The organism is Kitasatospora sp. DSM 101779 (genome assembly GCF_025655475.1).
Classification (GTDB): domain Bacteria; phylum Actinomycetota; class Actinomycetes; order Streptomycetales; family Streptomycetaceae; genus Kitasatospora.
In genome coordinates, this window is the sequence record NZ_JAHTIK010000001.1 from 1,336,180 (window position 1) to 1,358,838 (window position 22,659).

A 22,659-nucleotide genomic window follows, 5' to 3' on the forward strand; every position below is an offset into this window, starting at 1 on the left:
CCCCGGACCGGCTCGCCCGGGCCCGGCTGCTGCCCGCCCTGGTGGAGGTCTCCCTCGCGACCGGCGGGACGGCCGAGGCCCGGGCCGCCGCCGAGGAGCTCGCGGGGATCGCCACGACCTTCCGCCGGCCCGCCCTGGACGCGCAGGCCGCGCAGGCCCGGGCCGCCCTGCTGCTCGCCGGGCGGGCGCAGGCCGGGCCGCCGATCGAGGACCCGGCCGAGGACCTGACCGAGGCCCTGACCGAGGCCCGCCGGGCCTGGCGGCTGTGGCGAGACCTGGACGTGCCCTACGAGACGGCCCGCGCCCGGGTGCTGGTGGCGCGGGCCTGCCGGGCACTCGGGGACGAGGACACCGCGGCGGTGGAGCTGGACGCGGCTGGCGCCGGGTTCGCCCGGCTGGGTGCCGGGCCCGATCTGGCGGTGGCCCGGGCGGCTGCCGCCGGGCGGGAAGGCGGCGGCCAGCCTGGCCTCTTTGCGGCCCCGGCGGAGACACCCGCCGGGCTGACCCCGCGCGAGGTGGAGGTGCTGCGGCTGGTCGCCGAGGGCGGCACCAACCATGCGATCGCCCGGGAGCTCCACCTCAGCGAGCGGACGGTGGCCCGGCACATCAGCAACATCCTCGGCAAGCTGGACGCCGGATCCCGCACGGCCGCCGCCGCGTACGCCTTCGAGCACGGCCTGGCGGGCGCCCGTTCCGCGGGCCGCTGACGGCGCCGCCGGCTGCGCAGATCTGCCCATCCGTGTCGGCCCGGAACACATGGTTCTGCCGATGCGCCGCCCCGCCCCCGCGCCCTAGCGTCGAAGTACGGCGAAGGTCCACGGAAGGCGGCGACGACCGTGACACTCCGGACTACCGCGGCACACCGGACGACCGTGACGCCCCGGGCACAGGCCCCGGCCGACGCACCGGCGAGGACGGGCACCCCCGCACTCGCGCAGGCGGGCCGGGCGGCGACGGCCCTCGGGACGGCGCTCGCGGAGCGGGGCGAACACGCCGCCGCCGAACGCATGCTGCGCCGTGCGGTCCGCTGCTGCACGGCCGCATACGGACCGGACGATCCGCGGCTGGCGGTGCCGCTGCGGGCGCTCGGGGCGGTCTGCGCCGCGCGTGGCCGGCTGGCCGAGGCCGAGGCCCTGCTGAACCGGGTGCTGGTGCTGGTCGCGGGGCCGCCGGACGGAACGGAGGAGGAGTCATGAACGGGGAACGGCACGAGACCGTGGTCATCGGCGCGGGGCAGGCCGGGCTCGCCGTCGGCCACCAGCTGGCCCGGCACGGACGGGAGTTCGTGATCCTGGACGGCAACGACCGGATCGGCGACAACTGGCGCTCACACTGGGACTCGCTGCGGCTGTACAGCCCGGCCCGCTACGACGGACTGCCCGGGATGCGCTTCCCCGCGCCCGGCTGGTCCTTCCCCGGCAAGGACCAGGTGGCGGACTACCTGCAGGCGTACGCGGAACGGTTCCGCCTGCCGGTGCGCACCGGTGTCCGGGTCACCCGGCTCTCCCGAGCGGACACCGGCGGCCCGGACGGGGGCGGCGGCTGGATCGTGGACACCGACGGGGGCCGGCTGCTCGCCGAGAACGCCGTGGTCGCCACCGGCACCTTCGGCCGCGGGCCGTACGTCCCGCCGTTCGCGCCGCAGCTCGATCCGCGGATCCTGCAGCTGCACTCCTGCGAGTACCGCAACGAGCGGCAGCTGCACGACGGCCCGGTGCTGGTGGTCGGCGCCTCGCACTCGGGAGCGGACGTGGCGTACGAGGTGGCCGGGCGGCACCGGACGGTGCTGTGCGGCCGGGAGACCGGGCAGATCCCGCTCACCCTGGAGGCGCGGTCGACCCGGCTGGCCTTCCCGGTGCTGTGGCAGATCGCCGACCGGGTGCTCACCATGGGCACCCCGCTGGGTCGGCGGATGCGCGAGGAGGTCCGCTCGCACGGCGGGCCCTTGCTGCGGGTGAAGGCCGCGGACCTGGCGCGCGCCGGGGTGGAGCGGGTGCCGGAGCGGATGGCCGGGGTGCGCGGCGGCATGCCGGTGCTCGCCGGCGGACGGGTGGTCGAGGTGGCCAACGTCGTCTGGTGCACCGGCTTCCGGCAGGACTTCGGCTGGATCGACGCGCCCGTGACCGGCCCGGACGGCTGGCCGCTGGAGCACCGCGGCGTGGCCGAGGACGCACCCGGCCTGTACTTCTGCGGGCTGTCCTTCCAACGGGCGTTCAGTTCGATGCTGATCGGCGGCGCCGGCAGGGATGCCGCGGTCGTGGCGAAGCACATCGCCGCCCGCGAACGCCGTCTGCACCGGGCGGAACGCCGGGAGCACGTCCTGTCCGCCGCCTGACGGCCGTGCCGGGAGCGGGCGGGACGACGCGGACGGGGACGACGCGGGCGGGACGAGGCGGGCGGGGACGACGCGGGCGGGGACGACGCGGCCAGCCGGAGGGCTTGACGCCATAGATGCTAAGCGCGCATAGTATTTCCCATGAGGAAGCTCGCCACGGCACAGACCGTCTCCACCGCCCACCCGTCCGCCTTCTTCGCCCGCTGGGCCGACATGGCCACCTGGCCGGAGTGGAACACCGACACCACCTGGGTCCGGCTGGACGGCCCGTTCGTCGAGGGCGCCACCGGCGTGCTCAAGCCGAAGGGCGGCCCCAAGGTGCCCTTCACCGTCGCGAAGCTCGTCCCCGGGCGGGAGTTCACCGACGTCTCCCGGCTGCTCGGCGCCCGGCTGACCTTCCGTCACCTGGTCGAGCGCACCGAGCAGGGCGGCACCCTGGTCAGCGTCGACGTCACCCTCGACGGACCCCTCGCCGCGGTGTGGAACGCGATCCTCGGCAAGGACATCCGGTCGAGCCTCCAGCACGACCTCGACCGGCTCGCCGCCACCGCCGAGGCCGACAGCGCGGTGTCCGCCGCATGAGGGCCTGGCTCGGCGTCGTCTGCCGCGACCACGTCCTGCGCGGCACCGGGCTGGGCATCGCCCAGCTCAACCACGGCCGCCGGGACGCCGTCGCGCGCCTGGCGGCCGGCGACTGGCTCGTCTACTACTCGCCGCGGACGAGCCTCACCGGCGGCCGCCCGCTGCGCGCCTTCACCGCCATCGGCACGGTCGCCGACGACGAGGTCTGGCAGGCCGACGAGGGCGACTTCACACCCTGGCGGCGGCGCGTCGACTACCTCCCCGGCGCCGCCGAGGCGCCGCTCGCCCAGTTCGACGGCGCGCTCGACCTGACCTCCGGCGCCAACTGGGGGTACCGGCTCCGCCGCGGACTGGTCGAACTCACCGCCCACGACCTCGGCCTCGTCCGGGCCGCTATGGTCACCGCATGACCGACCATCCGCCGCGGCTGGCCAGCGGCTTCACCGACGCCGACGAGAGCCCCGGCCTGCTGCTCTGGCAGGTCACCAACCGCTGGCAGGCCGCCCAGCGCGCCGCCCTCAGGCCGTACGGGCTCACTCACGTCCAGTTCGTCCTGCTGGCCTCGCTGAGCTGGCTGCAGGCGGACGGCCCGGTCACCCAGAAGCAGCTGGCCGACCACGCCGCCACCGACCCGATGATGACCTCCCAGGTACTGCGCGCCCTGGAGTCCCGCGGCCTCGTCCACCGGCTGCCGCACCCGCACGACCGCCGCGCCCGCGCCCTCGCCCCCACCGACGAGGGCCGCGCCCTCGCCGACCGCGCCGTGACCGCCGTCGAGGCCTGCGACCGCACCTTCTTCGCACCGCTCGGCACCGACGCCGCCACCTTCACCGCGGCCCTGCGCACCCTCCGCACCGCCGCAGCGCCCACCGGGGAGTGACACCGGGTCAGAACAGCCACCGGTAGGCGAGGTAGCCGGCGCCGGCCAGAAGCAGCACCAGGCCGAGGAAGCAACCGCAGGTCCCCCAGGTCACCTCACTGGCAGCCATCCGGCTGTCCCCAGCCGGGCCGGCCTTCGAGAGCTCGTGCTGCCGCAGCGCCTCGGCGACGGCCCGCCGGGTGTCCTCCTGCCGCTTGCGCTCGGCCTTCTTGATGCCCTTGGCGATCGCTCGCCGGACTTCGTACCGGTCGCGGTGGTTCATCCGACATCCCCCCGTCGCACCCTCGGTGTCCGGGTGCCCGTCGGTCCGCATGCTAGCGCCCGAGATCACCTGCACCGCTCGGCCGGACACCCCCGCCGGGCGGGCGCGCGTGCCGCGCGCGGCACGTTCGCACACCGCCGCGGTCAGCGTCCGACCGTCAGCGGTCAGCCGTGGACGATGCGTTCCACCGCGAACAGGTCGGCGGTACCGAGCCGCCGTCACGGGCCGCGCGGCGGCGTCCCCGGCGCGGGCGGCGGGAACGGGCCCGTACCATCGGGGGCATGCTCACCGTTGCCACCTGGAACGTCCTGCACCGCGTCCACGCGGAGAACTGGAGCAGCGACGTCCTCGACCGGTGGCCCGAGGAGGTGCCGCGGATCGCCGCCGTCACCGCCCGGGTGGCCGCGCTGACCGAGCGGGTGGTGGCGCTGCAGGAAGTGAGCGGCGATCAACTGGCCTCGCTGCACGCCGCGTTGCCCGCGAGCCGGAGCGTCCACGCGCTCGACTACCCGCGGATCCCGACGCCGCGCCGCATTCCGACCCAGCTGGCCGACCGCAGTGAGCACCTGGTGCTGCTGGTCGACGGACCGGGCGAGGTGGTGGCCGCCGAGGCCTTCGCGGAGGACCCGGGCAAGGGTCTGCTCGCCGTCCGTACGGCGGGCCTGCTCGTCGTCGCCACCCATGTGAGCACCGGTCCTCGCCGCCCCCGCCAACTCGCCCGGCTGGCGCAGGTGGTGGCCGCGGCGGCGGACGGCGCGGCCGTCCTGCTCGGCGATTTCAACGCGGACCGGACGACCGTCGCCGCCGAACTCGGCCCGGGCTTCGCCGTCGCCGAACTCCCGCCCGGGGCACCGCCGACCAGGCCGCGCGAGACCGGCGCGGGGAAGTCCCAGTGGATCGACCACGTGGTGGTGCACGGCCTCGGCAGCCGCGGCGCCCTGGTCGAGGACGTGGCCGGCGTCTCCGACCACAACCCCGTCCACGCCGAGGTCGGCCCCCTGCCGACCGGCTGACACCGATGGTGCGGCAGAACCGGACGCCGGCGCGACAGGAGGGCGCAGTGGCACCGCAGGACCCGCTGGCGGGCTTCTACGACGGCCTCGCCGCCGACTACCACCTGATCTACGCGGACTGGGAGGCGAGCGTCCGGCGGCAGGGGGCCGCCCTGGACGTGCTGCTCGCGGACCGTCTGGGGGCCGGGCCGGCGGACGTGCTCGACTGCTCCTGCGGCATCGGTACCCAGGCGATCGGGCTGGCGCTGCGCGGGCACCGGGTGGTCGGCTCCGACCTCAGCGCGGTGGCGGCGGCCCGGGCGAGGCGGGAGGCCGCCGCCCGCGGTGCGGTGCTGCCCGCCGTGGCGGCGGACATGCGCCGGCTGCCGTTCGCCCGGGGCCGGTTCGACGCGGTCGTGTGCGCGGACAACTCGCTCCCCCACCTGCTGACCGCGGAGGACGTCCGCACCGCCCTCGGCGCGATGCGGCGGGTGCTCCGCCCGGGCGGCCTGCTGGTCGTCAGCACCCGTCCGTACGACGAACTGCGCCGCACCCGGCCCACCGGGACGCCGCCGCAGGTGGTCGAGGCCGCCGGGGTCCGGACCACCACCTTCCAGCGGTGGCACTGGCACGAGGACGGCGAGCACTACGACCTGGAGATGGTGCAGGAGTCCAGCGGGCCGGGCGGTGTCCGCACCGAGGTCCGTCGTGCCGTGTACTGGGCGCTCGCCCGGGAGCAGCTGACCGGGCTGGTGCTCGGCGCGGGCTTCACCCGGCCGCTGTGGGCCGAGCCCGCGGCGAGCGGCTTCTTCCAGCCGGTGCTGACGGCCTTCGCCCCGTGAGCGGACCAGCCCGGCAGGGGAGGTTTGCCGGTCGCGGCCCGGGCCAGACGCCCGGAAGGGCGGGCCCGCGCTCCTGACCCGCGGGCCGCCCGGCCGCGTCCGGGCCCGTCGGGGCGTCGCACCGGGCGGTCGGACGGCCGAGCGGTCGGGCCGCAGCGGCGGCGATCCGCGGGCGCCGCACCGAGGATGGGGAGCATGGCAGAGCGGCAGGCACCGGCCGACGGTCGGGACGAGAGCCCGGAGGAACGGGCCGACCGGCTGTGGACGGAGCTGCTCCAGGAGGTGCGGGTCGCGCAGACCGGCGCACAGATCATGTTCGGCTTCCTGCTGACGGTGGTGTTCACCGAGCGGTTCACCACGCTGCACGGGTTCGACCGTGCCCTCTACGTCGGCGTGGTCACCCTGGGTGCGGTCGCCACCGGCACACTGATGGCCCCGGTCTCGTACCACCGGCTGCTGGCCGGGCGGCACGTCAAGCCGCGGATGGTGGCTGCCGCGTCCCGGATGGTCTCGCTCGGGGTGGTCCTGCTCGGCCTGAACGTCGGCGCCGCTCTGCTGCTGCTCCTCAAGGTCGCCGGCCTCACCTGGGGAGCCTGGGTGATCGCGGGCGCCGTACTGGCGTGGTTCGCGGTCTGCTGGGTGCTGTTCCCGGTCGCGCTGCTGCGCCGGTCCGGCCCACGGCGGCGCTGAGCAGGACTCAGCGCCGCCGTGGGCCGGACCGGCGGTGGTCGGCGGGGGCGGGGCCGGTCAGGTGTCCTGCTCCGGCGGCTGCACGGTGTCGCGGCCGTCCTGGTGGTGGCGGTCGAACCGGTCGTGGCGGTGCGGCCAGTGCCGGTGGTGCCGCGGACGGCGTTCATGCCGCTCGTGCGGCGTGCGCAGCGTCTCGGCCGGTGGTCCGGGGTTCACCGGAACGGTGCGGACGGTGCCGGCGGGAGGATCGTGCGGGCGCAGTTCGGGCGGGCCGGGGTTGACGGTCATGGCGGCCTCCTTACCCCTCCACTGTGCGCCTGCCCGGGCCGCCCGGCCACGAAACCGCAGCCCCGGACCCACAGCCCCGGACTCCCGGGTGTGGAGCAGGCCGGCCCGGGCAGACGCGGGTCACGGGGCCGGTCGGCCACGGCCCGGCTCCGCTGGAGGTGATCGGCTGTGCTGTCCGCGACCGGCGGGCCCCGGCAGGCGCTGTCCCGGGTCTGTGCGCCGTTGCTGGCCTTCCTGACCGCCCTGTTCGCGTTCTGGGCGGTGGCCGCCGGGGATGACGACCCGGCCGCCCGCGCCGTCCCGACCGCCCTGGCGCTGGCCTTCGGTGCACTCGCGGTGCTGGCCGCGGCCCATCCGCTGGTGTTCGCCCGCTGCCGCCGGCGCAGGCCGGTGGGCCGCGGCTGAACGCCAGCCCGGCGGGGCGGGGCGGATCCGCGGGCCGCGGTTTCGCTCCGGACGGGCCGGTGAGACGTTCGGGGGACGGACTACTGACCCGAGCACGGAGGAAGGTGGCCGACATGACCGGTCTGCAGGGCAGGACGGTGGCGTTCCTGGTGGCGCCGAAGGGCGCGGAGCAGGTCGAGCTGACCTCGCCGTGGGAGGCGGTGGAACGGGCCGGCGGCAGGCCCCGGCTGGTCTCCACCAAGGAGGGGACGGTCCGGGCGTTCAAGCACCTGGACCCGGGCGACACCTTCCGGGTGGACGCGGTGGTGGCGGACGTCTCGGCGGCGGACTTCGACGCCCTGGTGCTGCCCGGCGGCGTCGCCAACCCGGACTTCCTGCGGATGGACCCGCGGGCGGTCGGTTTAGTCCGGGGCTTCTTCGACCTGCGCAAGCCGGTCGCGGTGATCTGCCACGGGCCGTGGACACTGATCGAGGCGGACGCCGTCCGCGGCCGGACCCTCACCTCCTGGCCGAGCCTGCGCACCGACCTGCGGAACGCCGGCGCGCACTGGGTCGACCGGCAGGTCGCCGTCTGCCACGACGGCCCCAACACCCTGGTCTCCAGCCGCAAGCCGGACGACCTGCAGGCCTTCGAGCGGACGCTGGTCGAGGAGTTCGCCCGTACCCCCGCACACACGTGACGGCACACACCCGACGGCACATAGCCGACCTACACCGACGGCCCGCGCCTTCCGGAAGGCGCGGGCCGGCCGTGCGTGCGGGCCGCGGTCAGGGCATCGGGACGGCGTGCAGACAGGCATGGGTGCCGGGGCAGCCCGCCAGGGGCACGGCCACGCCTCCGGCGGCTACCTGGAAGAGCAGGGTCCCCGACTCGTCGGCGTACACCGGGCGCCCGTCGGGACCGAACGTCCCGGTCGGGCTGACGATCACGACCTGGGGCGGTGCGTGGGTGCCGGGGGCGGTGGGCAGGGTCACGGCGTAGCGCTCGGTCGGGGGCATGACGCACCTCCTGGGGGTGCCCTGCGTCTGGACCGGCGGACCGCCGGCGAAACCTCCCCCCGGCTCGTCACTCCTCGTCGTCGGCGGGGTCGGCCGGCTGGTCCGGCTCCTGGTCCTCGGGCGGGGGCGGGCCGCCCTCCCCGGTCATCCGGGCGCCCGGGGTCTCGGTGGGCGGCCAGGCGTCGTCGGGGTGCTCGCGCGCGTCGTCAGGGTGCTCGCGCCCGGTGCGCGGGGGCTGGGTGCTCGAAGGCTGCGTGCTCGAAGGCTGTGTGCTCATGGCCGGTCCTCCTCGGTGCTGGTCCTGCGCGGAGTCGTCGGCTGCCCGGCCGGCGGGGCCGGCAGCGTCGCCCGCCACGACCCGCGCCTGCCCCGCCCGGGAGGGTCCAATCCCGGGCGGGGTCGTCCCTGGGGTGCGGCGGGGCCGTCGCGGTGGCAGGGATTGGGCCCGGCGGCGGGGGGTACCCGTCGGAACGGGGGGAGCGATCGGCGGCCCCGGGCCGTGCGGCCGGTCGGCTGCGCATCGGCGCGAGCCGTCGGACCATGGACGGGGCGCCCAGCCGCCCAGGCGGCCGGTACTCCGCCCGTGTGACGACCGGTGCTCCGCCCCCCGCGACAAGGAGGACGCCATGACCGTCCCCGTCCCTCCGGGACCGGACGTCGGACCGGTGCCCGACCCGGCACCGCCCGGCCCTCCCCCGCCCGTCCCCGTGCCCCCGGTGCCTCCGGGGCCCGAGCCGGTGCCCCCGGGTCCGGCCCCGGTACCTCCCGCTCCGCCCGCGCCGGGGCCCGACCCGGCCCCGCCGGACCCGGTGCCACCGGTTCCCGGCCCGGATCCGCAGCCGGCCCCGGCGGGCGGTCCGGCGAGAGGTCCGGTCCGGTGACGGCCGGGGCCCGACCCCGCCGGGGGTTGGAGGTGCCGACGGTGGGCGTCGAGGAGGAGTTCCTGCTCGTCGACCGGCACTCCCGGCTGCCCGTCGGCCGCGCGCCCGGTGTCGTCAAGGAGGCCTCGGACGTGCTGGGCGAGCAGGTCCAGACCGAGTTCTTCACCTCGCAGGCCGAGGTGTGCACCCGCCCCGCGCGGAGCCTGCCGGAGCTGCGCGCCGACCTGGTGCACCTGCGGGCGGTGCTGCGCGAGGCCGCCGCGGGCGCGGACTGCCGGCCGGTCGGCACCGCCATGCCCGTGATCACGGACGAGCAGCCTCCGGCGATCACCGATTCGGCGCGCTACCGGCGGATCAGCGCGCACGTCGGCGCGGTGGCGTCCAGCGCGGAGGGCCTGGTCTGCGGCTGCCACGTGCACGTCGGGGTGCCGTGCCGGGCTCGGGCGCTGGCGCTGAACAACCTGATGCGGCCGTGGCTGCCGATCGTCCAGGCGCTCGCGGTGAACTCGCCGTTCAGTGCGGGGCGGGACACCGGCTACGCCAGCTGGCGCCACGCCTTCTACCGGCGCTGGCCGACGGTCGGCCCGGCGCCACGGCTCGACGAGCCCGCGTACCGGGCGACGGTCGGCGGGCTGCTGGAGGCCGGGGTGATCCTCGACACCGCGATGATCTACTGGTACTCGCGTCCGTCCGAGCACGTCCCGACCCTGGAGGTCAGGGTCGCCGACACCAGCGCGGACGTGAACACCACGGTGCTGCTCGCGGCCCTGGTGCGCGGCCTCGCCACCACGATGCTGGCCGAGCTGCCCGAGGATCCGGACGCGGCCGGGCCCGCCGAGACGGGTGCCGACACGACGGCGATGATCGACGCCGCGCACTGGTCGGCCGCGTTGTCCGGCATCGACGGCAACGGACCCGACCCGGTGACCGGCCAGATCGCGCCGATGCGGCACCTGGTGGAGCTGCTGGTCGAGCGCGCCCGGCCCGGTCTGGAGGCCGCCGGGGACCTCGGCACCGTCCGCCAGTTGCTGGCCGGCCTGTGCACGGCCGGGACGGGTGCCGACCGCCAGCGGGCCGCCTTCGCCCGGCGCGGCCGCTACGGCGACGTGGTGGACGAACTGGCCGCCCTGACCGCCGAGGCCTGATCCTGCCGGAACCTGCTCGCGCCGAGCTGGCCCGCCGACTCAAACGTCCGCCGGGTCCTTCGGGTCGTCCGGGTCGTCCGGGTCGGCGCGGACGGCGATCAGGCAGGTGTCGTCGTCGGTGTCCGAGCGGCTGTGCTCCAGGAGGGTGTCGAGCCACGCGCCGAGGTCGGGGCCGGGCGGGCCGGCCGCCACCAGCAGCTGGCGCAGCGACTCCTCGTCGGCGGTGCCGCGCTGCTCGATCAGCCCGTCGGTGTACAGCAGCAGCACGTCGCCGGGCTCCAACGGCAGGGCCAGCTCCTCGTACCGCGCGTCGGGGGCGGCGCCGAGCAGCAGGCCGCGGGGCAGTGGCAGCACCACGGGCCGGCCGGCTCGCAGCAGGACGGGCGGCGGGTGCCCGGCGCGGGCCCAGTGCAGGGTGCGGGTCCGCGGGTCGAAACGGGCGCAGACCGCGGTGGCGGTGGCCGGGTCGGGCAGGGCGAGGGCGGTGAGGTTGAGCCACTCCAGCAGCCGGGCGGGGCCGGCGCCGGTGACGGCGAGCCCGCGCAGCGCGTTGCGCAGCGCGACCATCCCGGTGGCCGCCTCGACGCCGTGCCCGGCGAGGTCTCCGACGGAGAGCAGCGCGCCGCCGTCGGGCAGCGGCAGGATGTCGTACCAGTCGCCGCCGACCCGTTCGCGTTCGACGGCGGGCCGGTAGCGGACGGCGGCTTGCAGTCGGGCGCCGGCCAGCGGCGGCGGCCCGGGCGGCAGGATCGCCTCCTGGAGACGCAGGGTGAGGCTCTGCCGCTGGACGGCTTCGAGTTCGCTGTCGGCGAGGCGTTCGCGGGTGGCGGCGAGGGCGACCTCGGTCCGGTGCTGGTCGGAGACGTCCTGGCCGGCGCCGCGGACGAGCACCACCCGGCCGGCGGGGTCGGTGACGGGTTCGGCGACGATCCGGGCGTAGCGGGCGGGCCTGCCGGGTGGCAGCAGCCGGAAGACGGCGGAGGCGGCCCGGCCCTCCTGCAGGACGCCGTGGGCGAGCCGCTGGACGGCCCGGCGGTCGTCGGGGTGGACGTGTGCCGGGAGGGCGGCGAGCGGCACGGGGGTGGCGTCCGGCGGCAGCCCGTGCAGCGCGAACATCCGCTCGTTCCACAGGATGTCGCCGCTGACGAGGTCCTCCTCGAAGCCGCCGACCCGGGCCAGCCGCTGGGCGGAGTGGACGAGGCCGCCGAGCCGGGCGTCGGCGTCCTCGATCTGCCAGCTGACCAGGAGGTGGCCGTCGGTGCGGGCGGCGCCGATCCGGGCGACGACCGGCAGCCGGGACAGGTCGTCGGTGAGGAAGGTGAGCACGAACCGCTCGCGGACGGGTTCGCCGGTGGCGAGCACGGCAGCCAGCCGGTCGAGCAGGCCGTGGCTGCTGGCGAGCGGGTAGGCCTCCAGCAGGGTGCTGCCCTCGATGCGGTACCGGGGGCGGCCGGCCGGGTCGCGGAAGCGGTGGTTGGTGCGCAGGATGCGGAAGTCGGCGGCCCGGCCGTCGCCGCCGTCGAGCGGGGCGAGCAGCAGCGCCGGGTCGAGGACGGCCTCCAGGGCGGCGGTGTCGGCGGCCGGTGGTTCGGGCCGTGCTTCCGGGGGCGCGGTGTCGACGGTGACGGCGAAGACCTCGGCGAGGCCGCGCAGGCGGGCCGGCGCGGCGGCCGGCAGCGGGCTCGGGCGCTCCGCCCAGCCGAGTTCGAGGACGCCCAGCAGGCGGCCGCGGCGGCGCATCGGCAGGGCGAGCCGGTGCGGTGCGGTGGCCCGGCCGGCGGTGGGCAGGTCGGTGGCGGCGGGCCCGTCCTCCGGCCACATCCCGGAGTCGCTGCGGGCGGCGAGCCGGGCCGGGATGTCGATGTCGGGCGGCACGTGGCGCCAGGCGCGGACGTCCTCGGGGGCGAGGCCGGCGTGTCCGAGCAGGGTGAGGCCGCCGCCCGGCTCGGCGCCCCAGATCACGGCGGTGTCGGCGGCCAGCAGGTCGGCCGTCCGGTCGAGCAGGGCGCGGGCCGCGGTGTCCGCCTCGGTGGGTGGCGCGGGCGGCTCGCGGACGCCGGCGGCGGGGCTCTCGCCGAGGCTCGGTGCGTCGGCGGCGGTCGCGCCGACGATCTCGGCGGCGAGCCGGTCGGCGGGGACGCCGGCCTCGGCGGCGAGGTCGTCGAGCTGGGCGGCGGCGTCGGCGGGCGGGCAGCGCAGCCGCTCGGCGAGCATGCCGGTGGCGATCTCGACGACCGGCCGGACGGCGAGCCGTTCGCGGAGCAGGTCGCGTTCCGCCTCCAGTCGCCGCAGCGCGAGGGCGAGCCGGTCGGCCGCCGCCTCGGCGCGGTCGCGGGGCACCCCGGTGCCGGCGGGGCCGGTGCGGTCCACGGTGGTCAGCCGTCCAGCCAGTGGAGGATGCGGGCGAGCAGGTACTCGGTGTCGACGGGTTTGGTGATGTAGTCGTTGGCGCCGGCGGCGAGGCTGCGGGCCCGGTCGCCGGGCATCGCCTTGGCGGTGAGGGCGATGATCGGGACGTCGGAGAGCCCGGCCTCCTTGCGGATGGCCGCGGTGGCGGCGTCGCCGTCCATCTCGGGCATCATCACGTCCATCAGGACGAGGTCGGTCTCGGGGTGGCCGCGCAGCACGTCCAGGCCGGTGCGGCCGTTCTCGGCGTGCAGGACGCGGGCGCCGTCCAGTTCGAGCATGCCGGTGACGGCGAAGACGTTCCGGGTGTCGTCGTCGACGATCAGGACGGTGCGGCCGGCCAGCCGGGCGCGGTGCACGGGTGCCGGAGCGGTCGGAGCGGCGGTGGGCGGGCTCGGCGGCAGTGCCGTGGCCGTCCTGATCCGGGCGCGCAGGTCGTCGAGGCCTGCGGCCGCCGCGGGCAGGTCGGGTGTGTCCGGTGCGTCGGGCCGGTCGGGGTCGAGGGACCGCTCGGAGTGGCCGATCACGACGGGCCCGTCGGTGCGCAGGGCGTCGAGGACGGGCCGCAGCCGTTCGGCGGGCAGGTCGAGGTCGACGACGGCGCACTGCCACGGACCGCGGTTCAGCGCGTCCCGGAGTTCCTCGGTGTCGCGGACGGTGCGGATCTCGGCGGGCGGGTCGCGGTGGGCGGTGGCGCTGGCCGTGACGGCGGTGAGCAGACCGGGCGGGTCCGCCTCGACGACGAACAGCCGGGCCGGGCGCGGCGGTGCGGCCTCGGCGAACGCCCCGATCACGGCGCCGGGCAGGTGGAGGGTGAAGCAGCTGCCCTCGCCGAGGGTGCTGCGGGAGGTGAGGGTGCCGCCGAGCAGGTGGGCGAGTTCGCGGCTGATGGAGAGTCCGAGGCCGGTGCCGCCGTACCGGCGGCTGGTGGTGCCGTCGGCCTGCTGGAATGCGCCGAAGATGGACTCCAGGTGCTGCTCGGCGATGCCGATGCCGGTGTCGGTGACCCGGAAGGCGAGGCTGCCCGGCGGTACGGCGCCGTCGGTGCCGCTCTCCTCCTCCGGGGCGGAGGGCTCGATCCGCAGCTCGACCCGGCCGCGGTCGGTGAACTTGACGGCGTTGGACAGCAGGTTGCGCAGGATCTGCCGCAGCCGTGCCTGGTCGGTGTGCAGGGTGTCCGGGAGGCCGGGGGCGGTGGCGACGGTGAACTCGAGGCGCTTCTGCCCGGCGAGCGGCCGGAAGGTCGACTCGACGTAGTCGAGGAGTTCGCGCAGCGGGAAGTGTTCGACGTGGATGTCCATCTTCCCGGCCTCGACCTTGGAGAGGTCGAGGATGTCGTTGATCAGCTGCAGCAGGTCGGAGCCGGCGGAGTGGATGATCTCGGCGTACTCGACCTGTTTGGCCGTCAGGTTGCCGTTCGGGTTCTGGGAGAGCAGCTGGGCGAGGATGAGCAGGCTGTTCAGCGGGGTGCGCAGCTCGTGGCTCATGTTGGCGAGGAACTCGGACTTGTACATGGACGTGCGGGCGAGCTGCTGGGCGCGCGCCTCGAGTTCGCGGCGGGCCTGCTCGATCTCCAGGTTCTTGGTCTCGATGTCGCGGTTCTGCGCGGCCAGCAGGTCGGCCTTCTCCTCGAGTTCGGCGTTGGAGTCGCGCAACTCCTGCTGGCCGTTCTGGAGTTCCTCGGAGCGGGCGCGCAGTTCGGCGGTGAGCCGCTGGGACTCCTCGAGGAGCTCGTCGGTGCGGGCGTTGGCGAGCAGCATGCTGAGGTTGGCGCCGAGGGCCTCGGTGAAGCGGCCGAGGAAGTCGCGGTGCACCTCGGTGAAGCGGTGCAGCGAGGCGATCTCGACGACGCCGAGCAGCTGGTCCTCGACGGTGATCGGCAGCACGACGAGGGCGCGCGGCGGGGCGGCACCGAGGCTGGAGGAGATGGCGGCGTAGCCGTCGGGCAGGTCGGCGACGGCGAGCGGGCGCCGGGTGAGTGCGGCCTGGCCGACCAGCGACTCGCCGAGCCGCAACCGCGGCGGGCAGTCGCCGGCGGGCCGCCCGTAGCTGCTGACCAGGACGAGTGCGGTGCCGTCGGCGGTGTCCTCGGCGAGGTAGAAGGTGCCGTACTGGGCGCCGACCAGCGGGGTGAGTTCGTTCATGATGAGGTCGGCGACGGCGGTCAGGTCGCGGTGGCCCTGGACGAGTGCGGTGAGCCGGGCGAGGTTGGTCTTCAGCCAGTCCTGTTCCTGGTTGGCGCGGGTGGTCTCGCGCAGGGACTCCACCATGGCGTTGATGTTGTCCTTGAGGTCGGCGACCTCGCCGGAGGCGTCGACGGTGATGGAGCGGGTCAGGTCGCCCTCGGCGACGGCGCCGGTGACCTCGGCGATGGCGCGGACCTGCCGGGTGAGGTTCCCGGCGAGTTCGTTGACGTTCTCGGTGAGGCGCTTCCAGGTGCCGGAGACGCCCTCGACCTCGGCCTGGCCGCCGAGCCGGCCCTCGCTGCCTACCTCGCGGGCCACCCGGGTGACCTCGGCGGCGAACGAGGACAGCTGGTCGACCATGGTGTTGATGGTGGTCTTGAGCTCCAGGATCTCGCCGCGGGCGTCGACGTCGATCTTGCGGTTGAGGTCGCCGCGGGCGACGGCGGTGGTGACCTGGGCGATGTTGCGGACCTGGCTGGTCAGGTTGTGCGCCATGAAGTTGACGTTGTCGGTGAGGTCCTTCCAGGTGCCGGCCACGTTGGGCACGGTGGCCTGCCCGCCGAGGATGCCCTCGGTGCCGACCTCGCGGGCCACCCGGGTCACCTCGCCGGCGAAGGCGGAGAGCGTGTCGACCATGGTGTTGATCACGTCGGTGAGGGCGGCGACCTCGCCCTTGGCCTCGACGGTGATCTTCTGGCCGAGGTCGCCGCGGGCGACGGCGGTGGCGACCTGGGCGATCGAACGGACCTGCCCGGTCAGGTTGGACGCCATCACGTTGACGTTGTCGGTCAGGTCCTTCCAGGTGCCGGAGGCGCCCCGGACGGTGGCCTGCCCGCCGAGGTTGCCCTCGGTGCCCACCTCGCGCGCGACGCGGGTGACCTCGTCCGCGAACGCGGAGAGCTGGTCGACCATGGTGTTGATGGTCTCCTTCAGCTCCAGGATCTCGCCGCGCGCATCGACCCGGATCTTCTGGCCGAGGTCGCCCCGGGCCACGGCCGTCGTCACCTCGGCGATCGAGCGGACCTGGGCGGTGAGGTTGCCGGCCATCGAGTTGACCGAGTCGGTGAGGTCCCGCCAGGTCCCGGACACGTCCCGCACGTCCGCCTGACCGCCGAGCCGCCCCTCCGTCCCCACCTCACGGGCCACCCGGGTCACCTCGCCGGCGAACGCCGACAGCCGGTCGACCATCGTGTTCACCGTGTCCTTGAGCTCCAGGATCTCCCCGCGGGCCGCGACCCCGATCTTCTGCGTCAGATCACCCTCCGCCACGGCGGTGGCGACCTGGGCGATCGAGCGGACCTGGGCGGTGAGGTTGCCGGCCATCGAGTTGACCGAGTCGGTGAGGTCCCGCCAGGTCCCGGACACGTCCCGCACGTCCGCCTGACCGCCGAGCCGCCCCTCCGTCCCCACCTCACGGGCCACCCGGGTCACCTCGCCGGCGAACGCCGACAGCCGGTCGACCATCGTGTTCACCGTGTCCTTGAGCTCCAGGATCTCCCCGCGGGCCGCCACCTCGATCTTCTGCGTCAGATCACCCTCCGCCACCGCCGTGGTGACCTGGGCGATGTTGCGGACCTGGGTGGTCAGGTTGCCGGCCATCGCGTTCACCGAGTCGGTCAGCTCGCGCCAGGTGCCCGAGACGCCCTCGACCTCGGCCTGCCCGCCGAGCCGGCCCTCGCTGCCGACCTCGCGGGCGACCCGGGTGACCTCGGCCGTCACCCGGGAGAGCTGGTCGGCCATGCCGTTGAACACCTCGGCGATCTCGCCGAGCAGCCCGGGGCCGCCGGACGGCAGCCGGGTGCCGAAGTCCCCGTCGCGGACGGCCGTCAGCCCGGCGAGCAGCCGGCGCAGGTCCTCCTCGGGCAGCGCCCCGGGTGCGTCCGCGGGTTGGGGGCCGGCGGGCCGCAGGAAGCGGCCGGCGGCCCGGTCGGGTCCGTGGGGATCGGGCGGGATCGGTCGGTTCATCGTCGTCCTCGGCACGGTTCGGCACGTCCGGACGGTGTCCTCGCATCCACTCTGCCACCGCTGCCCGCAGGGGCGCCCCGCCGCGGGCGCGGATGCGCTCACCCACCCGCCGGGCGCTCGACCTCCAGCCACACCGTCTTGCCGGGCGGGCGCGGCACGCTCCCCCAGGCCGCGGCCAGCCGGTCCACCACCCGCAGACCGTGCCCGCCGGGCGAGGACCGCGGGCGGTCGGTCTGCACCACGGGCAGGTCCGTGCTGTCGTCGGACACCTCGACCCGCAGTCCGCCACCGGTGCGCTGCAGGACCAGCTCGCGCGGGCCGCCTGCGTGCAGGCAGGCGTTGGTGACCAGTTCGCTCACCATGAGCAGCACGTCCTCGGCCACGGCCAGCCGCTCCCCGTCCGCCGCGGGCAGCCAGCCCCAGTCGTGCAGCGCCTCGCGGGTGAACTCGCGGCAGTGCTGCACCGCGCCGCGGGACTCGTACAGGGCCAGCCGCCGCACCTGCCCGGCCGGCCCGGTCATCCACCGCCGCCAGGTCCGGGCCCCGCCTCGGCGGCGCTCTCGAACACCCGGAAGATCTCGCCCGCGCCGGTGATCTCCAGCATCCGCCGCACCATCGGGGTGGGGGCGGCCAGCACCACCTCGCCGCCCTCGGCCTGGGCGGACAGACGTGCCCGCAGCAGCAGGTTCAGCCCGGTCGAGTCGCAGAACGACAGGCCGGAGCAGTCCACCACCACCAGGACCGGCGGGTCCCGCAGCGCCCCGTCGAGGGCCACGCGGAACGGCTCGGCGCTGTCGTGGTCCAGCTCTCCCGCCAGGGCCAGCACCCAGCGGCCGGCCGACCGGTCCACGGAGACGGTCAGCTGGTCGGCGCCCGCGGGTCCGCCGCGTGCCGCGGTGTCGGCGTCCATCGCCGGCTCCTCCCGTGCGAGGGGTGCTCACCTCCACCATAGGTCGGCGCCGGCCGCCGGCCCCGGCAGCGCTCCGGCACCGCGGCCGGGGACGGGTCGGGTCGGGTCAGGTCAGACGCAGGCCGACCAGGCAGGTGTCGTCGAGCGGGTTGGGGGCGCCGAGGCGGCGCAGCACGTGGTCGAGGCAGCCCTCGATGTCGTCGGCGCGGTAGTCGCGCAGCGCCTCGACCAGGCGGTGCACGCCCTCGCCCAGGTCGCCGCCGCGGCGCTCGACCAGGCCGTCGGTGTAGAGCAGCAGGGTGTCGCCCGGCTCCAGGCGCAGCCGGGCGGGGCGGTAGCGGGCGCCGGGCACCGCGCCGAGGAGCATGCCGTCGGGCATCTCCAGCAGCCGGGCCTCGCCGCCGCCGCGGGTGACGACCGGGGGCAGGTGGCCGGCCCGGGCCCAGTCGAGGGTCAGGGTGGCCGGGTCGAGGCGGCCGCAGACCGCGGTGGCGGTGTAGTTGCCCCGTTCGTGGCAGAGCATCCGGTTGAGCCGGGCGAGCAGTTCCTCGGGCGGCGCGCCGGTGTAGGCGAGGCCGCGCAGGGCGTGCCGCAGGTTGGCCATGCCGGCGGCGGCGGGCAGGCCGTGCCCGGAGACGTCGCCGACCACGACCAGCACGGTGCCGTCGGGGAGGGCGAGGACGTCCCACCAGTCGCCGCCGACCTTGCTGCCCCGCCCGGCGGGCAGGTAGCGGGCGGCGGTGTGCAGTCCGGGGGTGGGCGGGCCGGCCGGGGCGTCCATCAGGGCGCGTTGCAGGGCGAGGACGGCGCGGTGCTCGGTGTCGGCGCGGCGGCGCTGTTCGGCGAGCCGGGTGCGGGTACCGGCGAGGGCCTGCTCGGCCCGCCGGCGGCCGGTGACGTCCTGCACCACGCCGCGGACGGCCACCGCGGCGGACCGGTCGAGGCCGCGGACGGCGGTGGCGAGCACCCGCAGGCTGCGCGTCTCCGCCTCCTGCCCGACCCGGAACTCCAGGGTGGTGTCGGCGGCACCGGCCAGCAGCCCGGCGGCTGCGGCGCGGACCCCGTCACGGTCGCCCGGCACGACGGCGGCCAGCGCCTGGGCGAGGCCGATCCCGCCGCTGCCGTCGTCGGGCAGGCCGAGCAGGCGGGGGACCTCGGGCGAGCAGGTGAGCCGGGTGCTGCCCGGCTCCCAGCTCCAGGTGCCGAGCCGGGCGAGCCGCTGGGCCTGGGCGAGCTGGGTCTCCCGCCGGTCCCGCTCGTCGTGGGCGCGCCAGCTGACCAGCACGCCGTCCAGGAACGGCGTGGCGTGCAGGGTCATCTCGGAGGCCCGGACGGCTCCGTCGACGACTTCCTCGAAGCGCTCGGCCCCGCCCTCGTACGGGGCGCCGGTGGCGGCGACGTCCAGCAGCCGGCCGAAGGTGCCGGAGGCGACCATGCCCGGGTACAGCTCGGTGACGCGGCGGCCCACCATGTCGTCGGCGGTGCGGCCGGCCAGGTCGACGGTGGCGGCGTTGGCGTGCTCGACCCGCAGGTCGGTCACGCCGCCGCCGGGGTCGCGGACGGCACCGAGGATCAGCACCGGGTCGAGCAATGCGTCCAGCACGGCCCGGAACCACGGCTCGGCGACCGGTGCGGCCCGGCCCGGCCCGGCGGCGCCCGCCCCGATCCGCTCGAGTTCGGCGGCGCAGAGCGCGGCCAGCGCGGCGAGGTACCGCTCGGCCTCCGGATCGGGCCGGTACTCCTCGGCCCAGCCGAGCTTCATCGCCCCGATCACCCGGCCGCCGGTGCGCAGCGGCAGCGCGCAGACCGTCCGGCCGGGGACGAGGTCCTCGCCGGGCACGTCGGGGTAGCGGGCCGCGAAGTCCTTGCGGGTGGCGACCCACACGGCGGTGCCCGACTGAGCTGCCTCGGTGAGCGGCAGGGCGGTCACCGGCGGGATGCGCTGCCACTGGCTGAGCCGGTGCGCGGAGACGCCGTGGCTGCCGACCAGGCGCAGGGCGCCGTCGGGTTCCAGCAGGGCGAGCACGGCCGCGGTGACGCCGAGCGGGGCCAGGGCGGTGTCGTGCAGCAGCCGGGCGAGGTCCTCGGTGCTGCCGGCGGAGGCCATGGCGGCCGCGGCGAGGTGGTAGCGGGCGGCGAGGCCGCGGGCGGGCAGCCCTTCGCCGGGGGGCGGTGCCGCGTCGGAGCCGGGTGCCGGGCCGGGGCGCTCCTCGGGCTGCGTCGCGGCAGCGGGTGTCGCGGGGTCCGGGCGGTCCGGTTCGCCGGCCCGGTCCCTGAGGGGTGCGGCGACGCCCACCACCTCGGCGGCGATGTCCACCAGCTTGCGGTTGGTGTCCTGGGAGAGCTGGACGAGCCGGTCGAAGGCCTGGTCCGGTGTGCCGCCCTCGCGCTCCGCGAGCATGCCCTTGGCCTGCTCGATGACGGCGCGGGTGCGCATGGCGGTCTGCAGGCCCTCGACCTCGGCCCGCAGCCGGTCGACGGTGGCCTGAAGCACGGACCGCTCGGCCGGCCGGGCGGTGGTGCCGGGCTCCGCGCCGGGCGGCGCCGCGGGGTGGTGTTCTGCGCGGCCTGCCACGGAGTCAGCGTAGTCCTGCGGCCGTGTCCCGCCCGGTCACCGCGCCCGGTCGCCGGACGCGGTGGCTCCGCCCGCGCGGGTCGTCCGGCCGGTCGTCATCCGGCCTGGGCGGGCCGGACGGTGTCCGGCGGTGTGGCGTCGTCCAGGCGTTCGCGCAGCCGCTGGAGCGTGGCGGCGAGGATGCGGGAGACGTGCATCTGGGAGACGCCGATCCGGTCCGCGATCTCCGACTGGGTGTGGCCGCCCCAGAACCGCAGCTTCAGCACCGTCTGCTCGCGCTCCGGCAGCTCCCGCAGCAGCGGACGGACGGACTCGCGGAAGTCGACCAGGGCAAGCTCCGCGTCGCAGGCGCCGAGGCGGTCCAGCAGGGAGCTGCCGGGCTCGTCCGGGCTGTCCTCGCGGAGGGCGTCCAGCGAGTCCGAGCGGTAGGCGCGGCCGGCGGTGAGGCCGGCGGCGACCTGGTCGGGCGCGAGTCCGAGCTCCTCGGCGAGTTCCTGCGGGGTGGGCAGCCGGCCGAGGTCCTGCTCCATCCGGTCGGAGGAGCGCGCCACGGTCAGGTAGAGCTCCTGCAGGCTGCGCGGCACCCGCACCGGCCAGGTGGTGTCGCGGAAGAACCGCTTGACCTCGCCGGTGATGGTCGGGATCGCATAGGTGACGAACTCGACACCGCGCTCGTGGTCGTAGCCGTCCACGGCCTTGATCAGACCGACCGTCCCGACCTGCAGGATGTCGTCCATGTCGGCGGCGCGGTGGCGGAAGCCCGCGGCGACGAAGCGGACCAGCGGCATGTTCAGCTCGATGATGGTGCCGCGGACGTAGCTGTACTGGTGGGTGCCGGGTTCGAGGGCGGCGAGGCGCTCGAAGAGCGCGTCGCTGAGCGCCCGGGCCTCGGCCTTGCCCATGGCCCGCATCTCCTGCGGGGTCGGGCGAGGCTCGGGGTGCACCGGAGCGGTGGCGGGTGCGGTACGGGTCGTGGATTCGGCGGGCGCCGCCGGGGCAGCGGTGGTCGGGGAAGCGACAGCAGCGGACACGGGGAGTCATCTCCGTGGGGCGGGAGGACCGCAGGGCGCGCGCACGGCGCTGCGCGCTGCGGGGATGGGACACCCGGCCGCCCGACGGCTTCAGACGGTGGCGTCCCGGCACACCGAGGTGCCGGAGAACCCCGGCGGCCGTTGACCACCGGGTCGCGGAGGGGGGCAGCCTGGGCCCGACGCCTCCGTCTGGTGGTTGTACCCGCTCGGCGGGCCGCTAACCCCGCATTTCTGACGAAACCGGGACGGGTGCGGCGGAGCCGGCCGGATCAGCCGGCCGTCCGCCGGCGGATCCGCGGTGTCCGGCCGTTCCGTCCGGGTAGGCGCGCAGCGGATCCCCGGGCCCGGGGCGCCTCGGCGGGCCGGGGCGCGGCACGGGCCTCCGACGACGAGCGGGCTGCCGTCGGACCACCTTCGGACGCCGGAAGGCGATGAGCAGGCGATGACCGTCCCGATCCCGTCCGACCCGGACACCCGTCCGCCGCGGCCCGCCCCCGCACCGCGACCCGAGCCGGACGGACCGCCCGTACCGCGCCCCGCGGCCCCGGATCCGGGGCCGCCCGCGCCATCGGACGGGGACGCGCCCGACGGACGCGCCCGCCACGACCCGGCGCCGCGCACAGCGGCGGGTGCGACGGTGCCGCGGGCGGCGGCCGCTGTGCTGCGGGCCCGGGTGAGGCTGTGCGAGGCGGTCTCGGGCCGCCGGCCGTACCTGCCGGTCTCGGCTGCGGCGTTGTCCGGCGGCCTGCTGATGGCCGCCCTGCGGCGCCGGTCGGCGGGCACAACGTTCTGGGTCGCCGCCGCGCTGTGGACGGCGGCCGCACTCGGCGTCCTGGCGCTGGCCGCGGTGGTCGCCGGAATCATGACGGGCGGCGGCGGGCGGCGAGGGCGGCGGAGCGGTTCCCCGCAGCCGTCCGGGCCGGACACGCCCGCCGGGGGCGGACGGAGGTGACGGCGGTGGACGGTCCCGACCTCTCCTGGCGTGAACGGCGGATACTCCGTCAGATAGAACTCGGGCTCGGCCAGGACGCGGACCTCGAACTGCGGCTCCGCACGATGCGGCTGGGCCGGCTGGACGGCCTCCGGCGGGCGCTGCGGCGGGTGCCGCTGTGTGCGCTGCTGTTGGTGGCCGTCTGTGCGGTCGGGCTCGCCACCGCGGGTGTCCCGGCCGCGGCGGTGGCGGTGCGGGTGGTGTGCGGGGCGGCGGCCGCGGTCGCCGTGCTCGCCCTCGTCCGCAGTACCCGGCGGGCCCGCCGCGGGCGGTGAGTGGCGGCCGGGTTCCCGA

At 76.2% G+C, this 22,659-nt stretch carries 24 protein-coding genes; 14 read left to right on the forward strand and 10 right to left on the reverse strand.

Features of this window, described 5'->3' with window-relative positions:
- The 6 genes from KSNIM_RS06165 to KSNIM_RS06190 form a co-directional block, all read left to right on the forward strand.
- The coding region (locus KSNIM_RS06165) for a helix-turn-helix transcriptional regulator (RefSeq protein WP_263102203.1) at nt 1–707 on the forward strand (707 nt) is incomplete at its 5' end.
- A 165-nt stretch (nt 708–872) separates the two neighbouring features.
- Entirely contained in the window at nt 873–1,196 is a 324-nt protein-coding gene (locus tag KSNIM_RS06170) for a tetratricopeptide repeat protein (protein WP_263102204.1), read from the forward strand.
- Complete coding sequence (locus tag KSNIM_RS06175; RefSeq protein ID WP_263102205.1) at nt 1,193–2,335, forward strand: flavin-containing monooxygenase; 1,143 nt, start codon at nt 1,193–1,195, stop codon at nt 2,333–2,335. The genes KSNIM_RS06170 and KSNIM_RS06175 overlap by 4 nt, the downstream gene beginning before the upstream one ends.
- A gap of 141 nt (nt 2,336–2,476) precedes the next feature.
- On the forward strand, nt 2,477–2,917 hold the full coding sequence (locus tag KSNIM_RS06180) for an SRPBCC family protein (protein WP_263102206.1): 441 nt from the start codon (nt 2,477–2,479) through the stop codon (nt 2,915–2,917).
- Nucleotides 2,914–3,327: an EVE domain-containing protein gene (locus KSNIM_RS06185; protein ID WP_263102207.1), complete on the forward strand. Its 414-nt coding sequence runs from the start codon at nt 2,914–2,916 to the stop codon at nt 3,325–3,327. The genes KSNIM_RS06180 and KSNIM_RS06185 overlap by 4 nt, the downstream gene beginning before the upstream one ends.
- On the forward strand, nt 3,324–3,797 hold the full coding sequence (locus tag KSNIM_RS06190) for a MarR family winged helix-turn-helix transcriptional regulator (RefSeq protein WP_263102208.1): 474 nt from the start codon (nt 3,324–3,326) through the stop codon (nt 3,795–3,797). Before KSNIM_RS06185 ends, KSNIM_RS06190 begins: the two co-directional genes overlap by 4 nt.
- Before the next feature lie 7 nt (nt 3,798–3,804).
- Here the strand turns inward: KSNIM_RS06190 and KSNIM_RS06195 are convergent, their stop codons facing one another.
- A complete protein-coding gene (locus KSNIM_RS06195; protein WP_263102209.1) occupies nt 3,805–4,059 on the reverse strand; it encodes a hypothetical protein in 255 nt (84 codons plus the stop codon).
- A 281-nt stretch (nt 4,060–4,340) separates the two neighbouring features.
- Between KSNIM_RS06195 and KSNIM_RS06200 the strand changes: the two genes are divergently transcribed.
- The 3 genes from KSNIM_RS06200 (at nt 4,341) to KSNIM_RS06210 (ending at nt 6,583) form a co-directional block, all read left to right on the forward strand.
- Nucleotides 4,341–5,072 (forward strand): endonuclease/exonuclease/phosphatase family protein, encoded by a 732-nt coding sequence (locus tag KSNIM_RS06200; protein ID WP_263102210.1) that lies wholly within the window; start codon nt 4,341–4,343, stop codon nt 5,070–5,072.
- Nucleotides 5,073–5,119: 47 nt separating this feature from the next.
- Complete coding sequence (locus KSNIM_RS06205; protein WP_263102211.1) at nt 5,120–5,893, forward strand: class I SAM-dependent methyltransferase; 774 nt, start codon at nt 5,120–5,122, stop codon at nt 5,891–5,893.
- Nucleotides 5,894–6,088: 195 nt separating this feature from the next.
- Nucleotides 6,089–6,583: a DUF6328 family protein gene (locus KSNIM_RS06210; protein ID WP_317633996.1), complete on the forward strand. Its 495-nt coding sequence runs from the start codon at nt 6,089–6,091 to the stop codon at nt 6,581–6,583.
- 57 nt (nt 6,584–6,640) lie between these two features.
- Here KSNIM_RS06210 and KSNIM_RS06215 read toward each other — a convergent pair whose 3' ends face one another.
- Nucleotides 6,641–6,871 (reverse strand): hypothetical protein, encoded by a 231-nt coding sequence (locus tag KSNIM_RS06215; protein ID WP_263102213.1) that lies wholly within the window; start codon nt 6,869–6,871, stop codon nt 6,641–6,643.
- A gap of 168 nt (nt 6,872–7,039) precedes the next feature.
- Between KSNIM_RS06215 and KSNIM_RS06220 the strand changes: the two genes are divergently transcribed.
- The gene (locus tag KSNIM_RS06220; RefSeq protein ID WP_263102214.1) at nt 7,040–7,276 is read left to right on the forward strand and encodes a hypothetical protein; all 237 of its coding nucleotides are present in this window, start codon (nt 7,040–7,042) and stop codon (nt 7,274–7,276) included.
- Between the two features lie 113 nt (nt 7,277–7,389).
- Complete coding sequence (locus tag KSNIM_RS06225; RefSeq protein ID WP_263102215.1) at nt 7,390–7,956, forward strand: type 1 glutamine amidotransferase domain-containing protein; 567 nt, start codon at nt 7,390–7,392, stop codon at nt 7,954–7,956.
- 88 nt (nt 7,957–8,044) lie between these two features.
- On the opposite strand, the gene KSNIM_RS06230 is transcribed toward KSNIM_RS06225, so the two are convergent.
- Both KSNIM_RS06230 and KSNIM_RS06235 read right to left on the reverse strand, forming a co-directional pair.
- Complete coding sequence (locus KSNIM_RS06230; RefSeq protein WP_263102216.1) at nt 8,045–8,275, reverse strand: DUF6296 family protein; 231 nt, start codon at nt 8,273–8,275, stop codon at nt 8,045–8,047.
- Between the two features lie 67 nt (nt 8,276–8,342).
- A complete protein-coding gene (locus KSNIM_RS06235; RefSeq protein WP_263102217.1) occupies nt 8,343–8,552 on the reverse strand; it encodes a hypothetical protein in 210 nt (69 codons plus the stop codon).
- A gap of 645 nt (nt 8,553–9,197) precedes the next feature.
- Between KSNIM_RS06235 and KSNIM_RS06240 the strand changes: the two genes are divergently transcribed.
- Nucleotides 9,198–10,301 (forward strand): glutamate--cysteine ligase, encoded by a 1,104-nt coding sequence (locus tag KSNIM_RS06240; RefSeq protein WP_263102218.1) that lies wholly within the window; start codon nt 9,198–9,200, stop codon nt 10,299–10,301.
- Nucleotides 10,302–10,340: 39 nt separating this feature from the next.
- On the opposite strand, the gene KSNIM_RS06245 is transcribed toward KSNIM_RS06240, so the two are convergent.
- From KSNIM_RS06245 to KSNIM_RS06270, 6 genes are all read right to left on the reverse strand, one after another.
- Nucleotides 10,341–12,671, reverse strand: a complete 2,331-nt coding sequence (locus KSNIM_RS06245; protein ID WP_263102219.1) for a PP2C family protein-serine/threonine phosphatase — start codon at nt 12,669–12,671, stop codon at nt 10,341–10,343.
- 5 nt (nt 12,672–12,676) lie between these two features.
- On the reverse strand, nt 12,677–16,858 hold the full coding sequence (locus KSNIM_RS06250) for a HAMP domain-containing protein (protein ID WP_263102220.1): 4,182 nt from the start codon (nt 16,856–16,858) through the stop codon (nt 12,677–12,679).
- A 98-nt stretch (nt 16,859–16,956) separates the two neighbouring features.
- Nucleotides 16,957–17,379 (reverse strand): ATP-binding protein, encoded by a 423-nt coding sequence (locus KSNIM_RS06255; protein WP_263102221.1) that lies wholly within the window; start codon nt 17,377–17,379, stop codon nt 16,957–16,959.
- Nucleotides 17,376–17,768 carry an STAS domain-containing protein gene (locus KSNIM_RS06260; RefSeq protein ID WP_263102222.1) on the reverse strand — a complete coding sequence of 131 codons (393 nt, stop codon included), beginning with the start codon at nt 17,766–17,768 and terminating at the stop codon, nt 17,376–17,378. Before KSNIM_RS06260 ends, KSNIM_RS06255 begins: the two co-directional genes overlap by 4 nt.
- Nucleotides 17,769–17,874: 106 nt before the next feature.
- On the reverse strand, nt 17,875–20,343 hold the full coding sequence (locus KSNIM_RS06265) for a SpoIIE family protein phosphatase (protein WP_263102223.1): 2,469 nt from the start codon (nt 20,341–20,343) through the stop codon (nt 17,875–17,877).
- Between the two features lie 95 nt (nt 20,344–20,438).
- Nucleotides 20,439–21,245, reverse strand: a complete 807-nt coding sequence (locus KSNIM_RS06270) for a SigB/SigF/SigG family RNA polymerase sigma factor (RefSeq protein ID WP_263102224.1) — start codon at nt 21,243–21,245, stop codon at nt 20,439–20,441.
- Between the two features lie 571 nt (nt 21,246–21,816).
- On the opposite strand from KSNIM_RS06270, the gene KSNIM_RS06275 reads away from it, so the two are divergent.
- Complete coding sequence (locus KSNIM_RS06275; RefSeq protein ID WP_263102225.1) at nt 21,817–22,326, forward strand: hypothetical protein; 510 nt, start codon at nt 21,817–21,819, stop codon at nt 22,324–22,326.
- A 5-nt stretch (nt 22,327–22,331) separates the two neighbouring features.
- Nucleotides 22,332–22,640, forward strand: a complete 309-nt coding sequence (locus KSNIM_RS06280; RefSeq protein WP_263102226.1) for a DUF3040 domain-containing protein — start codon at nt 22,332–22,334, stop codon at nt 22,638–22,640.
- Nucleotides 22,641–22,659 lie beyond the last annotated feature (19 nt).